This window comes from Paractinoplanes maris, assembly GCF_023544465.1.
Classification (GTDB): Bacteria; Actinomycetota; Actinomycetes; order Mycobacteriales; family Micromonosporaceae; genus Actinoplanes; species Actinoplanes maris.
Window position 1 is genome coordinate 307359 of record NZ_JALPVL010000012.1, and the last position, 22768, is coordinate 330126.

General features: G+C 71.9%; 20 protein-coding genes. 16 read left to right on the forward strand and 4 right to left on the reverse strand.

Annotation, left to right across the window (positions count from 1 at the left end; genetic code table 11):
- Window positions 1-53 precede the first annotated feature (53 nt).
- Window positions 54-1052, reverse strand: a complete 999-nt coding sequence (locus NAG42_RS32790; RefSeq protein ID WP_250035814.1) for an alpha/beta hydrolase — start codon at window positions 1050-1052, stop codon at window positions 54-56.
- Between the two features lie 172 nt (window positions 1053-1224).
- Here NAG42_RS32790 and NAG42_RS32795 point away from each other — a divergent pair, with 172 nt between their 5' ends.
- The 10 genes from NAG42_RS32795 to NAG42_RS32840 all read left to right on the forward strand — a co-directional run bounded on the left by NAG42_RS32795 (window position 1225) and on the right by NAG42_RS32840 (window position 11687).
- Window positions 1225-1893, forward strand: a complete 669-nt coding sequence (locus NAG42_RS32795; RefSeq protein ID WP_250035816.1) for a single-stranded DNA-binding protein — start codon at window positions 1225-1227, stop codon at window positions 1891-1893.
- 178 nt (window positions 1894-2071) lie between these two features.
- Entirely contained in the window at window positions 2072-2533 is a 462-nt protein-coding gene (locus tag NAG42_RS32800) for a hypothetical protein (protein WP_250035817.1), read from the forward strand.
- 39 nt (window positions 2534-2572) lie between these two features.
- Window positions 2573-3610: a cobalamin biosynthesis protein gene (locus NAG42_RS32805; protein WP_250035818.1), complete on the forward strand. Its 1038-nt coding sequence runs from the start codon at window positions 2573-2575 to the stop codon at window positions 3608-3610.
- Window positions 3607-5178, forward strand: coding sequence for a cobyric acid synthase (locus NAG42_RS32810; protein WP_250035819.1), 1572 nt, complete (start codon window positions 3607-3609; stop codon window positions 5176-5178). Before NAG42_RS32805 ends, NAG42_RS32810 begins: the two co-directional genes overlap by 4 nt.
- Window positions 5171-5767 (forward strand): uridine kinase family protein, encoded by a 597-nt coding sequence (locus tag NAG42_RS32815; RefSeq protein ID WP_250035820.1) that lies wholly within the window; start codon window positions 5171-5173, stop codon window positions 5765-5767. Before NAG42_RS32810 ends, NAG42_RS32815 begins: the two co-directional genes overlap by 8 nt.
- A complete protein-coding gene (locus NAG42_RS32820) occupies window positions 5764-6828 on the forward strand; it encodes a M48 family metallopeptidase (RefSeq protein ID WP_250035821.1) in 1065 nt (354 codons plus the stop codon). Before NAG42_RS32815 ends, NAG42_RS32820 begins: the two co-directional genes overlap by 4 nt.
- A 21-nt stretch (window positions 6829-6849) precedes the next feature.
- On the forward strand, window positions 6850-8208 hold the full coding sequence (locus NAG42_RS32825) for a dipeptidase (RefSeq protein ID WP_250035822.1): 1359 nt from the start codon (window positions 6850-6852) through the stop codon (window positions 8206-8208).
- Window positions 8209-8218: 10 nt separating this feature from the next.
- Entirely contained in the window at window positions 8219-9697 is a 1479-nt protein-coding gene (locus NAG42_RS32830; protein ID WP_250035823.1) for an FAD-dependent monooxygenase, read from the forward strand.
- A gap of 79 nt (window positions 9698-9776) precedes the next feature.
- Window positions 9777-10073, forward strand: a complete 297-nt coding sequence (locus NAG42_RS32835) for a hypothetical protein (protein WP_438872484.1) — start codon at window positions 9777-9779, stop codon at window positions 10071-10073.
- A gap of 39 nt (window positions 10074-10112) precedes the next feature.
- Window positions 10113-11687 (forward strand): ATP-dependent DNA ligase, encoded by a 1575-nt coding sequence (locus NAG42_RS32840; protein WP_250035824.1) that lies wholly within the window; start codon window positions 10113-10115, stop codon window positions 11685-11687.
- 92 nt (window positions 11688-11779) lie between these two features.
- On the opposite strand, the gene NAG42_RS32845 is transcribed toward NAG42_RS32840, so the two are convergent.
- The gene (locus NAG42_RS32845; RefSeq protein WP_250035825.1) at window positions 11780-12772 is read right to left on the reverse strand and encodes an SURF1 family cytochrome oxidase biogenesis protein; all 993 of its coding nucleotides are present in this window, start codon (window positions 12770-12772) and stop codon (window positions 11780-11782) included.
- 221 nt (window positions 12773-12993) lie between these two features.
- Here NAG42_RS32845 and NAG42_RS32850 point away from each other — a divergent pair, with 221 nt between their 5' ends.
- On the forward strand, window positions 12994-14463 hold the full coding sequence (locus NAG42_RS32850; RefSeq protein WP_250035826.1) for a cobyrinic acid a,c-diamide synthase CobB: 1470 nt from the start codon (window positions 12994-12996) through the stop codon (window positions 14461-14463).
- 177 nt (window positions 14464-14640) lie between these two features.
- Window positions 14641-15252 carry a TIGR03086 family metal-binding protein gene (locus NAG42_RS32855; RefSeq protein WP_250035827.1) on the forward strand — a complete coding sequence of 204 codons (612 nt, stop codon included), beginning with the start codon at window positions 14641-14643 and terminating at the stop codon, window positions 15250-15252.
- Here NAG42_RS32855 and NAG42_RS32860 read toward each other — a convergent pair.
- A complete protein-coding gene (locus tag NAG42_RS32860) occupies window positions 15249-17468 on the reverse strand; it encodes a transglycosylase domain-containing protein (protein ID WP_250035828.1) in 2220 nt (739 codons plus the stop codon). The genes NAG42_RS32855 and NAG42_RS32860 overlap by 4 nt on opposite strands.
- A gap of 65 nt (window positions 17469-17533) precedes the next feature.
- Here NAG42_RS32860 and cobC point away from each other — a divergent pair, with 65 nt between their 5' ends.
- Genes cobC through NAG42_RS32880 form a run of 4 tightly spaced genes read left to right on the forward strand, consistent with a single transcriptional unit; the run spans window position 17534 to window position 21233 of the window.
- Entirely contained in the window at window positions 17534-18586 is a 1053-nt protein-coding gene (cobC, locus tag NAG42_RS32865; RefSeq protein WP_250035829.1) for an Rv2231c family histidinol phosphate aminotransferase CobC, read from the forward strand.
- A complete protein-coding gene (gene cobT / locus NAG42_RS32870) occupies window positions 18583-19641 on the forward strand; it encodes a nicotinate-nucleotide--dimethylbenzimidazole phosphoribosyltransferase (protein ID WP_308201218.1) in 1059 nt (352 codons plus the stop codon). The genes cobC and cobT overlap by 4 nt, the downstream gene beginning before the upstream one ends.
- A complete protein-coding gene (gene cobA / locus NAG42_RS32875) occupies window positions 19638-20825 on the forward strand; it encodes a uroporphyrinogen-III C-methyltransferase (protein ID WP_250035831.1) in 1188 nt (395 codons plus the stop codon). The genes cobT and cobA overlap by 4 nt, the downstream gene beginning before the upstream one ends.
- Before the next feature lie 30 nt (window positions 20826-20855).
- Window positions 20856-21233 (forward strand): VOC family protein, encoded by a 378-nt coding sequence (locus NAG42_RS32880; RefSeq protein ID WP_250035832.1) that lies wholly within the window; start codon window positions 20856-20858, stop codon window positions 21231-21233.
- Here the strand turns inward: NAG42_RS32880 and NAG42_RS32885 are convergent.
- On the reverse strand, window positions 21221-22663 hold the full coding sequence (locus tag NAG42_RS32885) for an alpha,alpha-trehalose-phosphate synthase (UDP-forming) (RefSeq protein ID WP_250035833.1): 1443 nt from the start codon (window positions 22661-22663) through the stop codon (window positions 21221-21223). The genes NAG42_RS32880 and NAG42_RS32885 overlap by 13 nt on opposite strands.
- Between the last annotated feature and the right edge of the window lie 105 nt (window positions 22664-22768).

Here is a 22768-nt window from a genome sequence, read left to right on the forward strand (position 1 = left end):
GTAGGTGGGGGACCGAACGGCTACGTTGGCAGGTTGTCAACAAGACTGCGCAGCTACCTTGAGTTGTCCTCCGGGGCCGGCGGGACCGAGACCTCGGGCGTCCCGACCGGCGGCATGAAAGCGTCGGTCCAGCGGCCCAACTCGCGGAAGACTTCGGTGCGTACCTCTTTGCCGGAGAGCGTGAGATCGTGCATGCCGCCGTCGAACCGGGCGATCGTGACCCGCGGGCCGAGACGCGGCGCCCAGCGCACGATGTGCTCGACATCCAGCACGGAGTCGGAGACGCGGAGATCCTCGTGCCACGCGCGGCCCCGGAACGTCCGCGTCGAACACGCGACCATCACCGGCGCGTCGATGCCCAAGCCGGCCCGCAGCCGACGCTGACCACGCCGAATGGCCTCCAGCCAGCCCGAGGTCACCGGGAAACCGAACACCGGCTTCCACGCCAGATCGTAGGACCACTCGCCATTGTGGTCACTGTGCAGGCTCTGGCCGTAAAGGCCCAGCGACGACATCGGGATCTTCCGGTACGGCGTACGCCGGGTGGCCGCGATCGTCGCCGCCATGATGGGCTTCTTCAGCAGCCAGGGCACGTTGAAATCGAAGAACGGGCTGTTCAGGAATAGTCCGTCGACGATGCCTTGCTTCTGCCGGGTGTGTGACCACAGCGACGTGATCAGACCGCCGGTCGAGTGGCCGGCCACCAGCATCTGGTCGTGGCCGTCCTGCTCGCGGATGATGCGCGCCGACTCGTCGAGCTCGGGGAAGTAGTCGGTGAGGCTGCGCGCGAAATTCGGCGTCTGGTGGGGGAGCAGGCTGCGGCCGTATTTGCGCAGATCGAGCGCGTAGAAATCCCAGCCGCGCTCGACGAAGAAATCGGCCAGGTGGGTCTGGAAGAAATAGTCCACGAAGCCGTGCACGTACAGCACGGCCCGGCGGCTGGGGCGGTCGGCCCGCCGTCGCACGAGCGTGGCCACCACTTCACCTTCGTCGTCGCGACCCAGGTCGATCGTGTGCCGTTCGTAGGGCGGTCCGAGTACGTCGATCTCCACGGGCCCAGGCTACCCACCAGTACGCGTCGACGCGCGATATCAGAAACCCCGGCCCTTGTGGCCGATTTCCACAGACCCAGTGCTTGTCCACAGACCACCGCTCAAGATCCCCGAGCCGTACGGCCCGAGCGAGAAGCTGCCCACCTCACCGCAACACAACTGGAGGACACAAGTGTTCGACACCAACCTCGTCGTCGTGGGCAACGTGCTGGTCGCCCCGGAATGGCGCCGCCTGGAGGGGTCCGGCTCGATGGTGGCCAACTTCCGGGTCGCCTCCAACGCCCGCAAGTTCGACCGGGAGACCAACACCTGGGTCGACGGCCGGAGCCTGCGGGTGCGGGTGACCGCGTGGCGCCGGCTGGCCGAGGGCGTGACCGCGTCGATCGCCGTCGGCGACCCCGTCATCGTCTACGGACGGCTCTTCACCCGCGACTGGAAGGACAGTGAGGGCAACGACCGGATCTCGTACGAGATGGAGGCGCTCTCGATCGGTCACGACCTCGCCCGCGGCCGGTCCCGGTTCGTGCGCAACCCGCGTGGTTCGGCCCAGGGCGTGAGCACGATCGAGGACACCGACGAGCGCTTCTTCATCGGCGGCGAGCAGTCGGCGCCGGTCGCGGTCGAGGACGCCCCCGCCATCTTCGGCGACGGCGTTCCCGACGAGGACGGCCCGCTGTTCCCTGAGGCGGCGCCGTCGGATGAGGCGGCGTCGCGGTCCGACCACAAGGAGGAGGCATCCGACGAGGAGATCGCTCTCGAGGTCGAGAAGATCGCCGCCGCCGAGCCCGCACCCGCCCGGCGCTCGCGCCGGACCGCGCGAAAGGAGCCCGTCGCCGCCTGATCCACCGGCGCAGGAGGGCAGGTCAGCCGCTGTCGGCTCGCTGAGCCGGCACCGGCCCGGGTCGCCGGACGGCTGACACTGCCCCCGAATGGGGTGGTCCGATCGTCCCGGGCGATCGGGCCACCCGGCCGACCTGCCCGGTTGGGCGCGGGTGGGGGCCGACCGGCAGACTGGTCGCGTGCTGTTGAAGGAGATCCGCGCGATCGCGGGCGAGACACTTGTGCTCGCGCCGCACGACCAGGACACCGAGAGAGCCAACACCAGCTGGTTCGGCGCTCCGCCGCACGAGCGCATGGGCCTGACGGCCGAAGAGGTGGTCGCCGTCTTCGAAGAAACGATCGACCTGCTGCGGGGGCAGGTCGCTGCGATGTCGCACGTGGGGCCGGCGACGTTCTATGTGTGGCACGACCTGCAGGCGGGGCAGCTGCGCTGTTCCACCAGGTCGTGCGGGCGGGACGAACTGCCGTTCACCGAGAAGTACCGGACGACGGACGACCTGCGGGAGATCGTCGTCGAGTTCCTCGAGGATCGTGCGCCCGGCGCGATCGTCTGGGGCGAGTTCGACCCGGTGCCCATCCCGGACGGGCCGGAGCCTGACGTGCGGGAAATCCCGGTCTGGGTGTGCGACCTACGTTCATGATCGTCAGATTGACCGGTTGAAGGCGGAAAGGACCAAGGCGTGGCGGGGGAGGCGAACCGGGCGGGCACGGCTGACGCGGTCGGGCTGGCGGCGGGCTATCTGCTCGACGCGGTGTTCGGGGATCCGCGGCGGTTCCACCCGGTCGCCGGGTTCGGGACGGTGGCGGGAGCGCTCGAGCGGCGGATCTACGCACCCAACCGGCGCGCGGGGGTGGCCTTCACGGCGGTCGCGGTGGGAGTGCCGGCCCTGGCCGGGGTGGCGGCTGCGGCGGCCACGCGGAGGCTGCCGATCGCCCGGGCCGCTCTGGTCGCCGGGGTCACCTGGACGGTGCTCGGCGGGCGGACCCTTCGGCGGGAGTCGCGGATCATGGCGGGACACCTCGACGACCACGATCTCGGCTCGGCGCGCGGGCGGCTCAACCACCTCTGCGGGCGGGACCCGTCCCGGCTCGACGAGTCCGAGCTGGCCCGGGCGACGGTCGAGTCCGTCGCCGAGAACACGTCCGATGCGGTGGTCGCACCGCTCGTCTGGGGTGGCCTGCTCGGGCTGCCGGGGCTGCTGGCCTACCGGGCGGCCAACACGCTCGACGCGATGGTGGGGCACCGGTCGCCGCGATATGCGCGGTTCGGGATGGCGTCGGCCCGGCTCGACGACGCGCTCAATCTGCTGCCGGCCCGGTTGACCGGTGTGCTGACGATCGCGGCGGCACCGGTCGCGGGCGGCAACCCGAAGGAGACGTTGCGGGTCTGGCGCCGGGACCGCAACGATCACCCGTCGCCCAACGCGGGCCAGTGCGAGTCGGCCATGGCGGGGGCTCTGGGCGTACGGCTCGGGGGTCGCAACGTCTATTTCGGACGCAGCGAGACCAGGCCGTTCCTCGGCGACGGCCCCCGCCCGTCGGCCGTGCACCTGCGCCGCGCCGCACGGGTGTCCGGCGCTGTCGGGCTCGCCGCCGCCGGCCTCGCCGTCGGAACGGCGCTGCTGAGAGGCGCTGTCGGATCGGCGCTGCTGAGAGGCGCCGGGGCGGTCGGAAGTGCGCCGCGGCAAAGCTCAGTGACCGGGCGGAGGGGACGGTGAGCGGCGGGCTTCTCGTGGCCGGGACCACGTCGGACGCCGGGAAGAGTGTCCTCACGGCGGGGATCTGCCGTTGGCTGCACCGCCGGGGCGTCAAGGTCGCTCCGTTCAAGGCGCAGAACATGTCCAACAACTCGGTGGTCGTCGTCGGGCCGGACGGCCGCGGCGGCGAGATCGGCCGCGCCCAGGCGATGCAGGCGGCTGCCTGCGGCATCGCACCCGATCTGCGGTTCAACCCCGTTCTGCTCAAGCCGGGCAGCGACTTCTCCAGCCAGGTGGTCCTGCTCGGTGAGGCCGTCGACACCGTCACGGCCGGCAACTACCGGTCGCTGCGGCCCCGCCTCGCCGAGACCGCCCACGCCGCCCTGGCCGAGCTCCGCGCGGAGTACGACGCCGTCATCTGCGAGGGCGCCGGCAGCCCGGCTGAGATCAACCTGCGCGACGGCGACTTCGTCAACCTGGGCCTGGCCCGCCAGGCCGGCCTCCCGGCGATCGTGGTCGGTGACATCGACCGGGGCGGTGTCTTCGCGGCCCTCTTCGGCACGGTCGCGCTGCTCAGCCCGGAGGATCAGGCGTTGATCGCCGGCTTCGTGATCAACAAGTTCCGCGGGGATCTGGGCCTGCTCCGGCCCGGGCTCGACATGATCACGTCGGTGTCGCACCGGCCGGTGTACGGCGTTCTGCCGTTCCACCGTGAGGTCTGGCTCGACGGTGAGGACTCCCTGGCGTACGGGAATGTCGTGGGACGCCCGCAGGGCCCACACGGCACCGAGTGGCTGCGCGTCGCCGTCGTCCGCCTGCCGCGGCTCTCCAATGCGACCGACGCCGAGGCGCTCGCCGCCGAACCGGGTGTCCGGGTGCTTCTCACGGTTGAGCCGGCCGAGATCCTCGACGCCGATCTGGTGGTCATCCCCGGGTCGAAGGCCACCGTCAGCGACCTCGCCTGGCTGCGCGAGACCGGGCTGGCCGGCGCCATCGAGGCGCATGCCGCGCAGGGCAAGCCGGTGCTCGGCCTCTGCGGCGGCTTCCAGATGCTTGCCCAGTCGATCACCGACGAGGTCGAGAGCCGCCGCGGAACCGTACGAGGTCTGGGCCTTCTGCCGGTGGGGATCGCTTTCCAGCCGCGCAAGACGCTCGCCCGGCCCACCGGCGAAGCCTTCGGCGCGCCCGTCACCGGCTACGAGATCCACCACGGCGTCGTCACCAACCAGCCGCCGAGCCCCTTCCTCCGGTACGCCGACGGGCAACCCGAGGGGGCGATCAGCGGCAACGTATGGGGAACGCACTGGCACGGCGCCTTCGAATCCGACGAGTTCCGCCGCCGCTTCCTGACCGAGGCCGCCCGCCAGGCCGGCCGCCACGGCTTCACCGTCGCCCCCGGGACGCACTTCGCCGGTGTCCGGGATCGCGCGCTCGACGTGCTGGGCGATCTCGTCGAGGAGCATCTCGACACGGAGGCGCTCTGGCGGCTGATCGAGAGCGGCCCGCCGCCCGCGGTGCCGTTCCTCCCGCCCGGAGCACCGCGAACACCCGGAGCACCGCAAACACCCGGAGCACCACAAAGTGCCTGAGCCCAGCCTCGACGACCTGGCCGCGTACGTCCGGGGGCGGCCGCCTCGCCTCGGCGCCGTCCGCCTGGTCGCCGTCGACGGGCCCAGCGGCGCCGGCAAGACCCGCTTCGCCGACCGCCTGGCCGCCGCGCTCGGTGACGCCCCCGTCGTGCACACCGACGACCTGCTCAGCGGCTGGGACGACCAGTTCACGTTCTGGGCGCGGCTGGAGAAGCACGTGCTCACCCCGCTGCGGAACGGCGAAACCGCCACCTACCGGCGCTACGACTGGGACCACCACGATTTCGCCGGCCCGCAGCTGACGGTGGCACCCCTTCCGGTCGTACTCCTGGAAGGGGTGAGCGCCGCCCGGCGCGAGATTCGTCCCGAGTTGACCCTGGCTGTCTTTGTCGACGCGCCGGGCGAACTTCGCTGGGAGCGCGCTATCAGCCGGGACGGGGACGACAGCCTTGCGTATCGGAAGTACCTTGAGCGCTGGCGGGCCGCCGAGGACCGGCACTTCGCCGTGGATGAGACGGCCGCGCACGCGGATCTGATCGTCGACGGCGCAGCACCGTCCGCCCTATCGATCAAAGGGTGGCGATCATGACTACCGACGACGAGAACCGCCCGGTACGCCGGCGGATCACCCTCACCGGCATCAGCTCGCGGGCCTGGGAGCACCCGGCCGACCGGGGCGCGCTGACCGCCCTGCGGGAGCTGCGCGGCTTCGACGACGTGGTCAAGGCGTTCTTCGGCATGTGGAACGAGCGCGGCTTCCGCCTGCAGTTCCTGGCCGGCGCCATCCGGGTCGACCACCGGCAGTACCCCCGCGTCTATCAGCGCTTCACCGAGGCCGCGGCCACGCTCGACGTGGTCGAGCTGCCCGAGCTGTACGTCTCGCAGGACCCGATCATCAACGGCTCGGCGATCGGCCTCGACAAGCCGTTCATCGTGGTCACCACCGGCGCCGTCGAGAAGCTGGACGACGACGAGCTGCGCGCGATGCTGGGCCACGAGATCGGCCACGTCCGCAGCGGCCACGCCGTCTACAAGACCATCCTGATGATCCTGACCCGCTGGGCGGCCAGCCTGAGCTGGTTGCCGGTCGGCGCCATCGCGCTGCGGGCGATCATCACGGCGATGCTCGAGTGGTGGCGCAAGGCCGAGTTGTCGGCCGACCGGGCCGGGCTGCTGGCCGGGCAGGATCCGGCCGCCTCGCTGCGGCTGCTGATGAAACTGGCCGGCGGCGGCGACCTGTCGCAGATCGACACGGCCGCGTTCCTCGAGCAGGCCGCCGAGTACGAGAGCGGCGGCGACCTGCGCGACAGCATCCACAAGATCGGCATGACCCTGGGCAGCACCCACCCGGTCCCCGTGGCCCGGGCGTCCGAGCTGCGCAAATGGGTCGACTCGGGGGCGTATGCGGAGATCCTCGGTGGCGACTACCCGCGCCGCGACTCGGATGGCGACGCCTCGGTGGCCGACGACGTGAAGGCCGCCGCCAACTCGTACCGGGAAACTTTCAGCAATTCGCAGGATCCGCTCGTCGGTCTGCTCCGCAAGCTCGGCGACGGTGCCGGTGACCTGGCCGGATCGGCTGTGCGGGGCGCCCGTGGGTGGATGGGCGATGCGTCACGCCGCGGCCGGCGAGACGGCGAAGAGGGCTGAACGAACCTTAGGATCACTCACATGAGCTTGAGTGAGACCGATCTGCGCGCAGCCGTCGAGCGGGAGATGCCCGGAGTCCGTGCCGACCTGGAGCGGCTCGTCCGCATTCCGGGCATCGCCTTCGAGGGCTTCGACCACTCCCACGTCGAGCGGTCGGCCGAGGCCGTGGCCGAGCTGTTGCGGGGCTGCGGCCTCGACACGCAGGTTGTGGTGCGGGGCGGCCAGCCCGCCGTGATCGGTCGCAAGGCCGCTCCCGAGGGCGCGCCGACCGTGCTGCTCTACGCCCACCACGACGTCCAGCCCGCCGGTGACCCGTCGCTCTGGACCAGCGACCCGTTCGAGCCGGTCGAGCGTGACGGCCGTCTCTACGGTCGCGGTGCCGCCGACGACAAGGCGGGCGTGATGGCCCACGTCGCCGCGCTGCGCGCGTTCGGCGACCAGCTGCCGGTCGGGGTGGTCGTCTTCGTCGAGGGCGAGGAGGAGTTCGGGTCCGACTCGCTCGACGCGATCATCGAGGAGTTCCTGGAGGAGCTGCGGTCCGACGTGATCGTGATCGCCGACTCCGGCAACTGGGACATCGGGCAGCCCGCCCTGACCACCTCGCTGCGCGGCGTGGTCAACCTCTTCGCCGAGGTCAAGGTGCTCAAGAGCGCGGTGCACAGCGGCATGTTCGGCGGCCCCGTGCCCGACGCGCTGACCACGCTGGCCCGCCTGCTGGCGACCCTGCACGACGAGAGCGGCGAGGTCGCGGTCGACGGGCTGGTCGGCCGTGAGGGCGCGAGCGTCGACTACCCGGCCGACCGCTTCCGGCATGAGGCGGGCCTGCTCGACGGCGTCGAGCTGGTGGGCAAGGGCTCGATCACCGACCGGATCTGGACCAAGCCCTCGATCTCGGTCCTGGGCATCGACGCGCCCCGCACGTTCGAGGCGGCCAACGCTCTGCAGCCGTCGGCCAAGGCCAAGATCTCCGTACGACTGGCGCCGGGCGACGACCCCAAGTCGGCCTACGCCGCGGTGCGCGCCCACCTCGAGAAGCACGTGCCCTGGGGTGCGCACATCGAGGTGACGCTGGAGGCCGACGGCGAGCCCTGCGTGATCGACGCGACCGGCCCGGCGTACGAGGCCGCGCGCTCCGCCTTCCGCTCGGCGTGGGACGGCACCGCCCCGGTCGACATGGGCGTCGGCGGCTCGATCCCGTTCATCGCGACGTTCCAGCAGCTGTTCCCGCAGGCCGCGATCCTCGTCACCGGTGTCGAGGACCCGTATTCGGCGGCCCACGCCCCCGACGAGAGCCTGCACCTCGGCGAGTTCGAGCGCGTCTGCGTGGCCGAGGCCCTGCTCCTCAAGAACGTGGCGGAGACGGTTCCGACGACGAAGTAGGGGGCGGCCGATGGCCGAGCTGTCGTGTGACGTGCTGGTGGTGGGTGCCGGTCCGACCGGACTGATGCTCGCCAACTGGCTGACCAGACTCGGGGTCGACGTGATCGTCACCGACGGCAAGGAAGGCCCGACCCGCGAGTCGCGCGCCCTCGTCGTCCAGGCGCGCAGCCTCGAGATCTACGACCAGCTCGGCCTCGCCGATCAGGTGCTGGAAGCCGCGGGGCGGGCCGACGCGGTCGCTCCCGGCTTCTACGACCGGTCGTTCGGCCGGATCCAGCTCGGCCCGCTCGGCGCGAACCGCACGCCCTACCCGTACCTGGAGGTTCTCGAGCAGAGCCGCAACGAGGAGATCCTCTACGCGAACCTGCAGAAGCTCGGCGCCGACGTTCGCTGGGAGACACCGGTCACGGTGGTCCGGCAGGTCGAGGACGGCGTCGAGGCGAAGGCCGGCAACGACACGGTGCGGGCCCGCTTCTGCGTCGGCTGCGACGGCTCGAACTCGGCCGTCCGCAAGGGCCGGCGGATCGCGTACGAGGGCGTCACCAACCCGCACCGGTTCTACGTGATCGACGCGGTCGGGGTGGCCGGCCTGGTCGAGAACGCGATCAACGTACGGCCCGGCGGCTCCGACTTCCTGCTCGCCTTCCCGATGCGCGGCCGCCACGCCTGGCGCCTGCTCGGCCTGGTGCGCGACGAGGACGGCGACGCCAAGCTGACCGAGGAGGACGTGCGCCCGCGGATCAAGGAGTTCGCGGTCACGTACGGCGACTCGCGCTGGTTCGCCACCTACAAGGTGCACCACCGGGTGGCCGCGACGTTCCGCGACGGGCCGTTCTTCCTGGCCGGGGACGCCGCCCACGTGCACTCCCCGGTCGGCGGCCAGGGCATGAACACCGGCATGCAGGACGCCCACAACCTGGCCTTCAAGCTGGCCGACGTGCTGCAGGGGCGCCGCAAGGACGCCTGGCTCGACCGCTACGAGGCCGAGCGCCGCCCGGTGGCGCAGACGCTGGTCGCCACGACCGACCGGGTCTTCGGCGCGATCACCTCGCAGCGGCCGATCGCGCGGATGCTGCGTCGCTTCGTCGTGCCGGTGGCGGCGCCGCTCGGTGTGCGCCTGGTGCCCCGGCTGTCCGGCGGCGGGCGCCTCTTCCAGTACGTGTCCCAGACCCGCATCCACTATTGGATGACGCCGAACGCGAAGGCGGCCTCGGGCGGCCGCCGGGATCCGGTCATCGGCCGGCGACTGCCCTGGACCGGCGGCAATTTCGAGGCGTTGCGCGATCTGCGGTGGCAGGTTCACGCGTACGGCGGAGTGACAACCGCCGACGTGCCGGACCTCGGCCTGCCGCTGCACGTCTTCCCGCCCGCGCCCGGCACCGGCCTGCAGCCGGGGAAGCTCTATCTGGTCCGCCCCGACGGCTTCGTCGCTGCTGAGGCGGCGGTTGCCGAGGCGGCGGGCGTCTTCCAGGCCCTGATGCGGAGCTGACTCACGCAGGGTCTCAGGGCGCTCGTCACGCAGAGCAAACCGGTGCGGGCGGTGATCTCGTCCTGTTAGGATATCGAACATGCGTTCGAACAAGGTGCCTGCTTCGGTGTCTCTGATGGTGCGGCCGATGCCCGTCGGGCCGCGCGACGCGATCGATCGTCTTCACGTCCGTGACCGGTTGGAGTCCATCGCCCGGTTGCGGTCCGCGGTGCTCGCGATGGACCAGGTCGATGTCGCCGGCTGGGACGACGGCTCCCTGACCGATCATCTGGAGGAGCTCTCGGCCACCCTGTGCGCGATCGACGCCCAGGTGACGCGCGTGGCCGAGGCCGTGCGGGCCCGTGGCTTCCGCATCGAGGAGCCCCGGGCCGCCTGACGTCCCGAAATTGTCAGGGGGTACTGCCAGGATGAGGGTGTGCGATTCGTAGAGCTGGCGGCGACCTCGGCGGCCGTGGCCGCGACCTCGGGGCGCAAGGCCAAGGTGGAGCTGGTGGCCGACGCCCTGCGGCGGCTCGACCGGGAGGAGATCGCCGCCGGCTCGGGTTATCTGGCCGGTGAGCTGCGGCAGCGACAGACCGGGGTGGGCTATGCGAGCCTGCGCGATCGACCGCCGCCGGCCGAGCAGGCGAGTCTCACCGTGGGGGCGGTCGATGCTCTCATCGCCGAGATCTCGGCGGTCGCCGGGTCGGGGTCACAGGCCAAGCGGCGAGAGCTGGTGGCCGCGCTGTTCGGGGCGGCCACCGCCGATGAGCAGCGGCTGCTGGTCGGGCTGTTCAGCGGCGAGCTGCGCCAGGGGGCCCAGGCCGGGTTGCTGGCCGACGCCATCGCCAAGGCGGCCGAGGTCCCGCTGACCGCTGTCCGGCGGGCGCTGCTGCTCTCGGGCGATCTCAAGCAGGTCGCGGTGGCCGCGCTCACCGGCGGGGCGGTCGCCCTGGCCGAGATCACCTTGCGGGTGGGCACCCCGCTCACGCCGATGCTGGCCCAGAGCGCTCCCGACGTGGGCGCGGCGCTCCTGGCCACCGGCACGCCGGCGACGGTCGACGTGAAGCTCGACGGCATCCGCATCCAGGTGCATCGCTCCGGTGACGACGTGCGGGTCTTCACCCGCAGCCTCGACGACATCACCGCCCGCATGCCCGAGGTGGTCGAGGCGGTCCGCAAACTGCCGCTGCGCGAGGTCGTGCTCGACGGCGAGGCGATGACCCTGGACGCCTCGGGCCGGCCCCGCCCCTTCCAGGAGACGTCGAGCCGCGCCGCCACCCGCGGCGCCGCCAACCGCGGCGCCGCCAACCGCGGCGCCGCCACCGGTGCTGAGGGAGCAGATCGGCTCGCTCTGGTGCCGTTCTTCTTCGACATCCTCCACCTCGACGGCGCCGACCTGCTCGACGAGCCGGGCCGGGTGCGGTGGCAGGCGCTGGCCGAGGCCCTCCCGGCCGAGCTGTTGGTCGGCCGCACGTCGGTGACCAGCGAGGAGGAGGCCGCGGCCGCCTTCGCTGCTGCGCTCGCCGCGGGTCAGGAGGGCGTCGTCATCAAAGCGAGCGAGGCGCCCTACGACGTCGGCCGGCGCGGGTCGGCCTGGGTCAAGGTCAAACCGCGGCACACCCTCGACCTGGTGGTCCTGGCCGTCGAGTGGGGGCACGGCCGTCGCAAGGGCTGGCTGTCCAACCTGCATCTGGGCGCCCGCGACCCCGAGACGGGCGGGTTCGTGATGCTCGGCAAGACGTTCAAGGGCCTCACCGACGAACTGCTGCGCTGGCAGACCGAGCGCTTCCAGCAGCTGGCCACCGGCGACGACGGCTGGGTCGTGCGGGTGCGGCCCGAGCAGGTTGTCGAGATCGCCTTCGACGGGGTGCAGACCTCGCCGCGATATCCGGGCGGGGTTGCCCTGCGCTTCGCGCGCGTGCTCCGCTACCGCGACGACAAGCCCGCCGCCGAGGCCGACACCATCGACATGGTCCGTGCGATCGGCAGCTTCCCCCGCCCCGACTAGCTCACCGGCGGGGTGAGGCCGGTCGTGGGGAAGAACGGGCAACCGATGCCGGCTGCTGAGGCACGTTCGCCACCCAGGCGCGCCATCCGTGATCAGTCCAGCGACTGGCTGCCCTCGCGGGCACGGTCGGCATCCGTGACCCGGTCACCTTGGGTGGCGGCCGCGGCGGCCCGCTTGCGGTCGGCTTCCTCGACCCGGTCGCCGGGTGCGTCGCGTCGGCGGTCGGCTTCCTCGACCCGGTCGCCGCGTGCGTCGCGTCGGCGGTCGGCCTCGTCGACCCGATCGCCGCCGCGCGGCGTGCGGGGCTGGGCGGCCGAGCGGTCACCGGCCGGCTCGGGGCCGTGGGCCTCTTTGCGGGCGTAATAGACGTAGGCAGCCAGCGCCATGGCGGCGAAGAGCCACCACTGCACGGCATAGCCGCCGTTCTGCCACGCGTCCTCGTGGTCGATCGGGATGCGCGTGAAGGCCTCGTCGTTGGCCGGCGTCTGCTCGGTCAGCAGCACATAGGCCCCGTACACGGGGTAGGGCATCTCGGGCGCGAGCCGGGACAGTGAGATCCGCCGCGTGTCCAGCCGGCCGTCCCGGCGCTCGACCGCCACGGGTCGGCTTTCCGACAGGTGCACCTGGCCGACCACTGTCACGTCACCGCTGGGCGCGGGCGGCACCACCGGCGCGGCCAGGGCCCCGCCGGGCGGCGCCGGCACCCAGCCCCGGTCGACCAGCACCGCCGTGCCGTCGGTCAGCACGAGCGGCGTGACGATCTCGAAGCCCACCTCGCCGTCGACCGTGCGGCCCCGGGCCTGAATCTCGTGCGACGGGTCGTATCGACCGGAAACCGTCACTTTTGTCCAGGCCAAATCCTTGCCCGGAGCCGCTCCGGCCGCGCCCGGCGCTGTCGGCCGGATCAGGGCCGAGGTCAGCGGGACGGCCGCTATCGAGTCAGCGGCGTCGATGCGATCGTTGATCGCGCTGCGTTCCTCGTAACGCCTCAGCTGCCAGTTGCCGAGCATCACCATGACCACCGCGGCGGCCACCGCCAGCGCGGCCGCGGCCAGCCAGCGCGGACTCAGCAGGAAGCGGTACACGCAACGAGGCTACCCGTCGCCCGGCCGGCGCCGACCGCAGCCGGGTACTGTCCCTCTCCGACCACCGGATCCGGCCGGCCGGGGGAAACGCCGGACCGCCCGGCCGACGGGACACCGTGCCGGCAGGTCCGCGAGACACCAGACACACCACAGCCACACAAGCGATGCCGGCGGCGGGGGAGACACCCAGGCCGGTCGAGGAAAGGCCCGGGAGATCCACGATGAGCGCCCAGCCCCGCCTGGTCGTCAGCGCCCCCGCCTCGGGGCACGGCAAGACCGCGATCGCGGTCGGCCTGCTGTCAGCCTGTGCGGCCCGCGGCCTCCCGGTGGCCGGTTTCAAGGTCGGCCCCGATCACACCGACGCCGCGTACCTCGGTCTGGCCGCCGGCCGTCCCGGCCGCAACCTCGACCCCCGGCTGGTCGGCGCGCAGCGCATCGCCCCGCTCTTCCAGCACGGTGCGACCGGCACGCAGCTGTCGGTGATCGAGGGGGCGATGGGTCTCTTCGACTCGCTCACCGGTCAGCCCGAGATCGACGGCACGTCGGCCGTCGCCGCCGTGCTGCGCGCGCCGGTCGTCCTGGTGGTCGACGTCGCCTCGATGGGTCACTCGCTGGCCGCCCTGGTGCACGGCTTCCGCATGTTCGACGAGATGGTGCACCTGGGCGGGGTCATCCTCAACCGGGTCGCCTCGCCGCGGCACGAGCAGATGCTGCGCACCGCGCTCGACGACATCGGCATGCCCGTGCTGGGCGCGCTGCGCCGCGGTGACCTGCCCAACGTCCTGCCCGCTCGCGCACACGGTCCGGTGCCGGTCGCGCACCGTACGGTCGAGGCGATCCGCGCGGTGCGCCGGTTGGGTGAGGCGGTGGCCGGCGGTCTCGACCTCGACCGGATCGTGGCCCTGGCCGCTTCCGCGCCCGCGCTGCCGGGCCCGCTGTGGACCCCGGCCGAGGCGGCCGGTGGCGAGGCGTTCGACCAGCGGCCGGTGGTCGCGCTGGCCGGCGGGCCGGGCGCTCCTTACACGTACGTCGAGACGGCCGAGCTGCTCACCGCGGCCGGCGCCGACGTAGCGGTCGTCGACCCGCTGCGCGACGAGTGCCTGCCGGCCGGCACCCGGGCGCTGGTCGTCGGGTCCGGCCTGCCCGAGGGGTATGCCGAGGAGCTGTCGGCCAACCGCCGGCTGTGCACCTCGGTCGCCCAGTTCGCGGCGGACGGCTGGCCGGTGATCGCCGAGGGGGTGGCGCTGCCGTGGCTCGGCCGCGATCTCGACGGTCGTCCGATGTGCGGGGTACTCGACGCCACGGCCGTGACCGGCGAGCCGACCGTCGCCGGCTATCGCGAGGCCACCGCGCCGGCCACCTCACCGCTGGCACCGGCCGGGGCCCGCATCACCGGCTACAAACAGCACCGGGCCATCGTCACGCCGCGTGCCGGTGCCGTGCCCGCCTGGACCTGGTCGGGCGGCAACCCGGAGGGCTTCGTCTGGCGTCAGGTCCACGCCTCGCAACTGGGTCTGCACTGGGCCGCCGCCCCCGAGATCGCCCAGCGGGTCGTGTCGGCCGCGATCGCCGGTCCAGCCCCGCTGCTGCCCCCGATCCCGCTGCGCCCCACGTCGCCGCAGGCTCAGCCGCACGCTCCGGCGCCGCTCGCGATCAACCTGAACGACACCGTGGACATCACCACGTCCTGACGGCGCGGACACGTCGGGACGACGATCGTCAAGCCGGATTGCGTCCCGAAGCAAGATCGAAATGTCGGAATGCCTGACTCCGGGAAGCATCCGTGAAAACGCCCTTCACCGTGCGGGAAACTGTCGCACCCCAGCCGTAACGTGGGGTTAACAAGCACGACGTGAAGGAGGATGGCCGTGGCCGATCGTGTTCCTCTGGATTTCGACTCGCCGGTGCGGGTTCTGCGGGCCTTGCTGCTCGGCGTCGACGACGGTGAGCTGGCCAATCCCACACCCTGCCCCGGGTGGAGCGTCGCCACCCTCCTCGACCATCTGATGGGCCTGTCCGTGGCCTTCACCCAGGCCGCCCACAAACGCGTCGACGGTCCCGCCACCTCCTCCGCGCCCGAGCCCTCGGCCCAGCATCTGACCCGCCACTGGCGCAGCCGCCTGCCGGTCCTGCTGGAGGACCTGGCCAATTCCTGGAAGGATCCGGCCGCCTGGACGGGCACGTCCCAGGCCGGCGGCGTCACCATGCCGGCCGCCGCGCTGGGCCACGTGGCGATGAATGAGCTGATCATGCACAGCTGGGATCTGGCCCGGGCCACCGGTCAGGAATACTTCGTCGACCCGCGCACGCTCGAGCCACTCATCGAGTTCCTGGCGCAGGGCTCCGACGAGGGCACGCCCGGCCTGTTCGGTCCGGTCGTGCCGATCGACGACGAGGCCACCCTGCTCGACCAGGCGCTCGCCCTCACCGGTCGCGACGCCAAGTGGCGCCCGCCGCGCCGGCGACGGGCCGCCGCCTAGTCCTGCTCGTCGTCCCCGTCGTCGTCGTTGTCCCGATCGCGCTCGCGGCCCTCGTCCCGGTCGCGGTCCCGGTCGCCTCCGCGGGAGATGAGGTCGTCCGAGGGCGGGGTGAATTTCGCCTTCGGCTGACCCTTCAGTGCGTCCTTGAGGGTCTCGGCCACGGTGAACTTCGAGGTTGTCGACCGGTTGGAGCCGACGTTCATCTCCGGGTTGTCCGGGTCGGCCACGAAGGCGGCCGCTGCCAGCTGCGGGGTGAAGCCGCAGAACCAGGCCGACTTGTTGCTGTCGGTGGTGCCGCTCTTGCCCGCGACCGGCCGCTTCAAGGTCGCATAGACCATCTCGGAGGTGCCCCAGCCGCCGCAACCGCCCCGCGCGGCGCCGTATCCGGTGACGCACCGGGCCGCGTCCGTCGCCGCCCGGGCCACGTCGGCGCTGACCGCCCGGTGGCAGCGCGGCGTGGCGATCGCCTTGCCCTTGTAGGTGGCGTCCGTCCCGTCCCGGGTCTTGATCGCCTGTACCGGCAACGGCTGGCAATAGGTGCCGTCGGCCGCCAGCGTGGCGAAGACGTTGGCCATCTCGACCGGCGTCACATCGCTGACCCCGAGCGTGAAGGCCCCCCACCCGGAGGCGTGCTCGGGAGAGGCCAGCATGCGGTCGACCTCGGTGCGCCACCGCAGCCCGAGCCGCTCGGCCATCCGCACCGCCTTGTCCGCGCCGACCTTCTGCTCGAGCTGCACGAAATAGGTGTTCACCGACTTGCCGAAGCCGCTCCACATGGTCTGCCGGCCGGTCATCGAGGGTGTCGAGTTCTTCGGGCACCAGTGCACGCCGCAGGTCGCCGGCCCGGGCGCGGTGATGTATTTCGAGTAGAACCGCGGCGGGCTGTAGAACGAGGTGCTCAGGGGCATCCCCTCGTCCAGCGCGGCCAGCATCGTGAAGATCTTGAAGGTCGACCCGGCCTGGTATCCGGCCATCGTGCCCCCGCCCAGCAACGGGTTCACCGTGTTCGGGTAGTTGCCCTTGACGCCCTTGAACCGGCTGTGCTTCGCGTTGCCACTCTGGTCGAGGGAGTAGCGCCGGTTCACCGCCAGGCTGAGCACCCGCCCGGTGCCGGGCTCGATGATCACCTGGCCGTGCGCGATCCGGCTGCGCCGCTTCTCCTTGTCCAGGATGTGCTTCATCGCCGAGGACTGGATCTTCGGGTCGAGCGAGGTGATCACCCGGTAGCCGCCGCGCCGCAGATTCGCCTCGCGCTCCTGCGGGTCGGGGCCGAAGGCCGGCTGCTCCTTCCACCACGACCGCAGGTAGTCGCAGAAGAAGCCCCAGTCGTTGTGCTTGTCGGTGACGCCGATGCAGTCGTTGGCCGGCGAGCTGAGCTTGAGCTTGATCGCCTGGCGCTTGGCCTCGGTCGCCTGGAGCGGGGTGATCGACTTCATCTTGAGCATCTGGTCGATCACGTAGTTGCGCCGGTCGGTGGCGGCCTTGCGGTCGTTGCTGGCCGGGTCGTACGCCGAGGGCGCCTTGACCAGCCCGGCGAGCAGGGCCGCTTCGGTCAGGTTGAGCTTGTCGGGGGTTTTGGAGAAGAAGACCTGGGCCGCGGCGAAGATCCCGTAGGCCCGGTGGCCGTAGTAGGCCGCGTTCAGGTAGCGCTCGAGGATCTCCGGTTTGGTCAGGCGCTTCTCGAGTTCGATGGCGAGCCGCATCTCCCGCAGCTTGCGCGAGGTCGTCTGCTCGGTCGCCTCGAGTGCTTCCTTCGGCGTCTTCGCACTGTCGCGCAACGCCATCCGGACGTACTGCATGGTCAAGGTCGACGCGCCCTGGGAGACGCCGCCGGCCTGCTGGTTGGCGACGAACGCGCGGGCCACGCCCTTGGCGTCGACGCCGTTGTGCTCGTAGAAGCGGGTGTCCTCGGAAGCCACGATCGCCTGGGTGACGAACGGCGACATGTCCTTGATGCTGATCGGCCGGCGGTGTTCCTCATAGAACATCGTCAGCAGAGTCTTGCCGTCGTTGGCGTAGACGTACGTGGTCTGGGCGCTCGGCACCTCGATCAACTCTTCCGGCATGGCCTGAAGAGCTTCGGTGCCCGCCTTGACACCGAGACCGGCGACGGCGGCGAGGGGATAGGCGAGACCGGCGATCACGAGACCCGCGATCAACCCGGCGCGGACGAGGGGTGCGACTTTTCCGGCTGCCACCATATGAAGGTATGACAAAAGCTCCCAGGGCCGATCGAATCAGCCGAAAGTGAGACGAGCACCGGGTCAGGCATCCTGATCTCATGACGATCGACCTCGGCCACCACGGCGACACGGAGGTGGGCGCCGGGCTGGTCGATCTGGCGGTCAACGTACGCCGCGCTCCGATGCCGGCCTGGCTCGCCGAGCCCCTGCGAGCCTCCCTCGACGATCTGGCCGCCTATCCCGACCCCACCGCGGCCACCGCCGCCGTGGCCGCCCGGCACGGCCGGGAGCCGGCCGAGGTCCTGCTGACCGCGGGTGCCGCTCAGGCCTTCGTGGTGCTCGCCCAGGCGCTGCGTGGCGCCCGCCGCCCGGTCGTCGTGCACCCGCAGTTCACCGAGCCCGAGGCCGCCCTGACCAACGCCGGCCACGTCGTCGATCGGGTGCTGCTGCGCGAGCAGGACGGATTCCGGCTCGATCCGGCGCTCGTGCCGGACGACGCCGACCTGGTCTTCGTCGGCAACCCCACCAACCCGACCTCGGTGCTGCACCCGGCGGCGCGGATCGCCGCGCTGGCCCGCCCCGGCCGCGTCCTGGTCGTCGACGAGGCGTTCTCCGACACGACGTACCGCGCGGGTGTGCCCGGCGAGCCGGAGTCCCTGGCCGGCCGCGGTGACCTGCCCGGTCTGGTCGTGCTGCGCAGCCTGACCAAGACGTGGGGGCTGGCCGGCCTTCGCATCGGCTATCTGCTCGGCCCGGCGGCGCTGCTGCCCCGGCTCGCCGCCGCGCAACCGTTGTGGGCGGTGTCGACGCCGGCGCTGGTCGCCGCGACCGCGTGCGCCTCGCCCGGGGCGGTCGCGGCCGAACGCGGGATCGCCGCCCGTCTGGCGGCCGACCGGGCCCACCTGGTGACCCGGCTCCGGCACGTGCCGAAGCTCACGGTGGCCGGTGATCCGGCGAGCGCGTTTGTCGCCGTACGGCTGCCCGGGGCCGACAAAGTGCGCCTCGAGCTGCGGGAACGCGGTTATGCCGTACGCCGGGGGGACACCTTTCCCGGGCTGGGCGCCGATTGGCTGCGCATCGCGGTGCGCGACACTGCCACTACCGACGCATTCGCCGACGTTCTGACCGCCGTACTCAAGGAGCGCCCGTGACCGCCGACCTGGAGGCGACGATCGCCGCCGTCCGGCCCGCCGACGAGGCGGCCATGGCCGCCGCCCGCGATCTGCAGGCCCGGCTGACCAAGCCGGCCGGCTCCCTGGGCACGCTCGAGGAGCTTTCCGTACGCCTGGCCGGCCTGGCCGGAGTCTGCCCACCGCCGTTTCCGGAGCCGGCCACGGTCGCCGTCTTCGCCGGTGACCACGGCGTGCACGCCCAGGGCGTCACCCCGTGGCCGCAGGAGGTGACCGCGCAGATGGTGGCCAACTTCGTGGCCGGCGGCGCGGTCGTCAACGCGTTCGCGCGCCAGGCCGGGGCCGACGTGATGGTGATCGACGTCGGCGTGGCCATCCCGCTGCACGGCGGCGCCACCCTGCTCGACGCCAATGTGCGCCGCGGCACCCGCGACCTGTCCGTGGGGCCGGCGCTCACCCGTGACGAGGCCCGGGCCGCCGTCGAGGTCGGTCTCGGCGTCGCCCGCGCATTGGTCACCTCGGGCGCCAAGTGCCTGCTCACCGGGGACATGGGAATCGCCAACACCACCCCCGCGGCCGCCCTGATCGCGGTCTTCACCGGCACCGATCCGGTGCTGGCCACCGGGCGCGGCACCGGCATCGACGACGCGACGCTCGAGCACAAGGTCGCGGTGGTCCGGCGCGCTCTCGAGCTGCACCGGCCCGACCCGGCCGATCCGCTCGGTGTGCTGGCCGCCGTCGGCGGGCTCGAGCACGCGGCCCTGACCGGCTTCATCCTCGGTGCGGCCGCGCACCGGGTGCCGGTGATCATCGACGGCGTGATCGCCGCGTCGGCCGCCCTGGCCGCCGCCGCGTTCGCCCCCGACGCCGTGGCCGCGATGGTCGCCGGGCACCGCTCGGCCGAGCCCGGCGCCACCGTCGCGCTCGCCCACCTGGGCCTCGAACCCCTGCTCGACCTGGGCATGCGTCTGGGCGAGGGCAGCGGCGCCGCACTCGCGCTGCCGGTCGTCACGGCCGCCGTCCGGGTGCTGCACGAGGTGGCCACCTTCGATTCCGCGGGAGTGTCGGAGAAGTGAGCGTCTATCCCCTCGGACTCAAGCTGACCGGCCGCCGGGTGCTGGTGGTCGGCGGTGGTGCGGTGGCCACCCGCCGGGTCCCCGCCCTGCTCGCCGCGGGAGCGGTGGTCGAGATCGTGTCACCCGAGCTGACCCCGGCTCTGCGGGGCCAGGTCGACGCCGGCCGGGCCGGCTGGAGCGCCCGCCGGTTCACCCCGGCCGACGTCGATGGTGCCTGGCTGGTGCACGTCGCGATCGACGACCCGGTCGCGGCCGCGCAGGTCAGCGCGGCCGCCGAGGAGCGCCGGGTCTTCTGTGTGCGGGCCGACGACCGGGAGGCGGCCACCGCCTGGACCCCCGCGGTGACCCGGCACGGCCAGGTCACCGTCGCGGTCACCGACGGCGGCGATCGGCGGCGGGCCATGGCCGTCCGTGACCTCGTCGCGCACGCTCTCGAGAGCAGCCCGCCGGTCGCGCCCGAGCACAAAGGCGTGGCCCTGGTCGGCGCCGGCCCGGGCGACCCCGAGCTCATCACCGTGAAGGGCCGCCGCCTGCTGGCCGCGGCCGACGTGGTGGTCGCCGACCGGCTGGTGCCGGGCATGCTGCTGGGTGAGCTGCGGCCCGAGGTCGAGTTCGTCGACGCCGCCAAGATCCCGTACGGACCGGCCGCGGCTCAGGAGGAGATCAACCGGATCCTCGTCGAGCGGGCGCTCGAGGGGAAGTTCGTCGTCCGGCTCAAGGGCGGCGACCCGTTCGTCTTCGGCCGGGGCGGCGAGGAGGCGATCGCCTGCGCCCAGGCCGGCGTCCCGGTGTTCGTGGTGCCCGGTGTGACCAGCTCGATCGCCGCGCCCGCGCTGGCCGGCATCCCGGTCACCCACCGCGGTGTCGCGCACGAGTTCACCGTCGTCAGCGGGCACATCCCGCCGGATCACCCGGATTCGCTGGTCGACTGGGCGGCGCTGGCTCACCTGCGCGGCACGGTGGTGGTCCTCATGGGTCTGAAGAATCTGGGGAAGATCACCGCCCGGCTGATCGCCGAGGGCCGCGCCGCCGACACTCCGGCCGCCGTCGTGCAGGAGGGCTCGACCAGCCACCAGCGCTCGCTGCGCAGCACCTTGGGCGAGGTCACCGTGGCCGCGGCCGAGGCCGGCATCCGCCCGCCGGCCGTCGTGGTGATCGGAGAGGTCGTCGACGCAGCGGTATAGAAGCATCACTGTGTGGGTAGGTCGTTCGGTATGGACGGACGGCCACAGATCACGCTGACTGCAACGGTGTTGGATGCGCCCGACGCGCGCGAGCTGGCCGGCTTCTATCAACGGCTCCTCGGGTGGAGCGCGACCCAGGACGAGGACGACTGGGTGGTGCTGGGCGCCCCCGGGGGTGGTGCCGGGCTGTCCTTCCAGAGCGAGAAGCTCTATGCCCGGCCGGTCTGGCCCGCCCAGGCCGGGCAGCCGCAGATGAGCATGCATCTGGACATCCGGGTCGAGGATCTGGAAGCGGCGTGCGAGCACGCCACGAAGGCCGGTGCCACGCTCGCCGACTTCCAGCCGCAGGAGAACGTCCGGGTCTTTCTCGACCCGGCCGGTCACCCGTTCTGCCTCTACGTCGACTGAGCGTCCGGCTCCTCCGGGCCGGTCTCGGGCTCGCGGCCCTCGGCCGCCACCTCGAGCGCGTCCAGGAACGTCCGGGCCCACTGCGCCACGTCGTGCGTGCGCAGGTGCCGCTGCATCACCCGCATCCGCCGCTTGAGCTCGGCCGGCTCGGCCGCGACGGCCCGCAGCAGCGCGTCCTTCACCCCGTCGGGGTCGTGCGGGTTGCACAGGAACGACTGGCGCATCTCGGTCGCCGCCCCCGCGAACTCGCTGAGCACCAGCGCGCCGCCGGTGTCGGCGCGGCAGGCGACGTACTCCTTGGCGACCAGGTTCATGCCGTCGCGCAGCGGGGTCACCATCATGACGTCGGCCGCCACATACATCGCGGCCAGCTCCTGCTTGCTGTAGGACTGGTGCAGGTAGTGCACGGCCGGCACGCCGACCCGGCCGAACTCGCCGTTGATCCGCCCGACCTCGCGCTCGACCTTGACCCGCAGCGACTGGTAGTGCTCGACGCGCTCGCGGCTCGGCGTGGCCACCTGCACCATCACCGCGTCACCGACCTTGAGCTTGCCGTCGGCCAGCAGCTCGCGGAACGCCTTGAGCCGCAGCTCGATGCCCTTGGTGTAGTCGAGCCGGTCGACGCCCAGGATGATCGTCTTGGGGTCACCGAGCTCGGCCCGGATCTCCTTGGCCCGGGCCTGCACCTTGGGGTCGGCCGCGAGTCGTTCCATCTCGCGCGTGTCGATGCTGATCGGGAACGCGCCCGCCTTGACCTTGCGCCCGTCGACCTGGATCGACTGACCCTCGTAGCGCAGGCCGAGGAGGTGCCGGGCCAGGCGTACGAAATTCTGCGCGGCCAGTCGCTGCTGGAAGCCCACCAGATCGGCCCCGAGCAGGCCGCGGAGCACCTCGGCCCGGAACGGCATCTGCATGAACAGCTCGATCGGCGGGAACGGGATGTGCAGGAAGAACCCGATCTTGAGGTCGGGGCGCAGCTCGCGCAGCATGGCCGGCACGAGCTGAAGCTGGTAGTCCTGCACCCAGACGGTGGCGCCGTCGTCGGCCACCTCGGCCGCGGCCTGCGCGAAGCGCTGGTTGACCGTGCGATAGGCCTCGCGCCAGCGCCGCTTGTACACCGGTGTCTCGACGGCGTCGTGATAGAGCGGCCAGATCGTCGCGTTGGACTGGCCCTCGTAGTAGCGCTCCAGCTCCTCGGCGCTCAGCGGCACCGGGTGGATGTGGATGCCCTCGAGATCGAACGGCTCGGGTGCCTCACCATTGCCCCCGGCCCAGCCGATCCACGTGCCCCCGTGCTCGGTCAGCACCGGATGCAGCGCGGTGACCAGGCCACCCGGACTCGTGCGCCACTGGCGCTCCCCGTCCGGGGTGGTGATTTCGTCCACGGGCAGACGATTGGCGACAACGACGAAGGAACTTCGTTCGGCCACGCTGAGTGCACCTCCGGGTCGTTTCTGTTCCCACTGTGAGCCTACTGTGCGTAGCAGCACGAGGCGTGCCCAGTCTGTGCCGCCGTCGTGGACTGCGCTGGCGGC

Excerpts from the sequence above, each read along its gene's own strand:
- cobC (WP_250035829.1), top strand. The coding sequence starts at position 17,534 with ATGACGATCGACCTCGGCCACCACGGCGACACGGAGGTGGGCGCCGGG.
- NAG42_RS32880 (WP_250035832.1), top strand. The coding sequence starts at position 20,856 with ATGGACGGACGGCCACAGATCACGCTGACTGCAACGGTGTTGGATGCG.
- NAG42_RS32850 (WP_250035826.1), top strand. The coding sequence starts at position 12,994 with ATGAGCGCCCAGCCCCGCCTGGTCGTCAGCGCCCCCGCCTCGGGGCAC.
- NAG42_RS32825 (WP_250035822.1), top strand. The coding sequence starts at position 6,850 with ATGAGCTTGAGTGAGACCGATCTGCGCGCAGCCGTCGAGCGGGAGATG.
- NAG42_RS32830 (WP_250035823.1), top strand. The coding sequence starts at position 8,219 with ATGGCCGAGCTGTCGTGTGACGTGCTGGTGGTGGGTGCCGGTCCGACC.
- NAG42_RS32820 (WP_250035821.1), top strand. The coding sequence starts at position 5,764 with ATGACTACCGACGACGAGAACCGCCCGGTACGCCGGCGGATCACCCTC.
- NAG42_RS32835 (WP_438872484.1), top strand. The coding sequence starts at position 9,777 with ATGCGTTCGAACAAGGTGCCTGCTTCGGTGTCTCTGATGGTGCGGCCG.